The sequence below is a fragment of the Peribacillus sp. P4_D6 genome, from assembly GCF_056401795.1.
Genome location: NZ_JBFUIQ010000281.1, coordinates 1 through 2,255 on the forward strand (window position 1 = coordinate 1; position 2,255 = coordinate 2,255).

The 2,255-nt window shown below is 39.1% G+C and carries 1 protein-coding gene; it reads right to left on the reverse strand.

Going from position 1 to position 2,255, the window contains the following annotated elements; all coding sequences use genetic code 11:
- Positions 1-437: 437 nt before the first annotated feature.
- Positions 438-1,784: an APC family permease gene (locus AC1DVB_RS26750; RefSeq protein WP_477591844.1), complete on the reverse strand. Its 1,347-nt coding sequence runs from the start codon at positions 1,782-1,784 to the stop codon at positions 438-440.
- Positions 1,785-2,255: the final 471 nt, after the last annotated feature.

Here is a 2,255-nt window from a genome sequence, read left to right on the forward strand (position 1 = left end):
TATGTATTCAGAGGTAGTACGCCCAAGTATTGACCCAGTCATTTTGGTAAAAAGACATTCATTCAATCTACTCTATTTTTTCGATTTATGCATAACTATTGAAGAGGTAAATAAGAACGTGGCCTATGCTGGTTCTTAGGTTATGTCAGATAAAGGACCTCACTTCTCTACTACTTATGGAAATATTCGCTGATGCAAAAGAAAAGCCATGGCATGCTTTGGACAACAAGCGGACGTAAAATATTGTCGGTGCAGGCGACTCTTACATGAATATAAAGAAGATATCCAACTGGACAGGCAAGGGCCAGAAATGGTCGCGGTCATCTATTCTTTATCCAATTAAAAATCAAAAAGGTTTCGGAATGAAACCATTCCTAAACCTTTTGAAGTCTATAAACTGAAACATCCTTATCGGATGCGTTTTTCCTTGCAAAGTCTTATAGCTGAATTTCTTCAACTTGGTATTGGGGCGGTGCCTTCCTGAATGCCTTTGTGATATATAATAGATAACAAAAACCAATAATGAACCAACTTGTCCCCATTATTAGGGAACTTGCCTCAAGGTTGATCCATAGAATGCCAATTGCTATAGCTCCAAGTAAAGGCATAATTAAGTATTTAATACACCCCTTTATCGTTCGGTGCTCCTTTTCCCGAATGATAAAATGGCTGATCACTGAAAGATTTACAAAGGTAAATGCCATTAATGCACCAAAGTTGATCAGTGACGTTGCTGTCACTAGATCAAAGAATAAAGCCGACATTGAAATGACTCCAACTATGAGTACATTAATGGCTGGTGTCTTCCACTTGGGATGAATGAATCCAAACCATTTTTCCGGAAACACTTTATCACGGCCCATAACATACAAAAGACGGGAAACGCTGGCATGTGATGCTAGTCCCGAGGCTAGCGTATTGACGAAAGTCGTACAAAGAAAAATGGATTGAAATAGCTTCCCGCCTACATAAAGGGCGATTTCCGGTAATGCAGCATCCGGTTCCTTAAAACGGGATATATCCGGAAAAAAGAGCTGAATAAAGAAAGATGCGGTAATGAAGATGATTCCACCCCATAGCGCAGTTAAAAATATCGCTTTTGGAATGGTTTTTTTCGGATCCGGCGTTTCCTCAGATAGTGTCGTTACCGCATCGAATCCCAAAAAGGAAAAACAAAGGATCGTAGCCCCGGTTATTATGGCCGAGAAGTCCATCCCTTCATTTACGAAAGGCATTAATGTAAACACTTCTCCTGTACCTTCTCCATCATTTAAACCTTTGACAACAAGAATGATGAACACTGCCATGATGGCAATCTGAATTAAAACAAAAAGCGCATTAAAGTTAGCAAGTACATTGACGCTCCTGAGATTGAGAATGGTGACGATTGCTACGAACAATACTACCCAAATCCATGTAGGAACTCCTGGAAATAATGCTGTCAAATAAATTTTGGTCAACAATGCATTGACCATAGGTAAAAACAAATAGTCCAACAACGAAGACCATCCTACCAGGAATCCTAAATGCGGGTTTATCGCCTTTTGCGTATAAGTGTAGGCAGAACCTGCAGCAGGAAAAACCTTTACAAGTTTTCCATAGCTGGCAGCTGTAAAAAGCATCCCCACCAATGCAACGATATAGGCAGTCGGCACATGGCCGCCCGTAATCCCAGATACAATGCCGAATGTATCAAATACGACCATGGGGGTCATATATGCTAACCCCATCATAACGATTTGCCATAATTTCAGTGATCTTTTCAATGTAACCTCATTTTCCACCTATCATTCCTCCTTGAAACCGCTTTCAAACCAGTGAGTTCAATTTCTTAACTAGAATAATCCCCATGCCTCCCTCTTTTTTAAAAGTTTTACCTGTATACCTTTATGCAATTTCTGTGCCATATGATTTCGGTTTCTTTCGACAAACGAAAAACATCTTAATTCCTGTATTCTTACCGGCAAATGATTGATTCACAGATATGAAGTCTTTCAGTATCTCTTCATCGGCGATTCAATTTCCCATAACTTATTCGCCTTTGCATACACAAAGCCCATGTTATCTGGTAAAAACCCTCTTTAAATCACTCACAGTGACTTGGCATGGTAATTGCATGATTAATCATCTATAGGAATTCATTTAAATGAGTTTCAAAATTATTAAGCTATATGAAAATGGAGGAATAGAAAAATGAAATATCCTTTATCACCTGATGTTAAACCAGAGTTTTGTACCACCGGATCATTTATGCG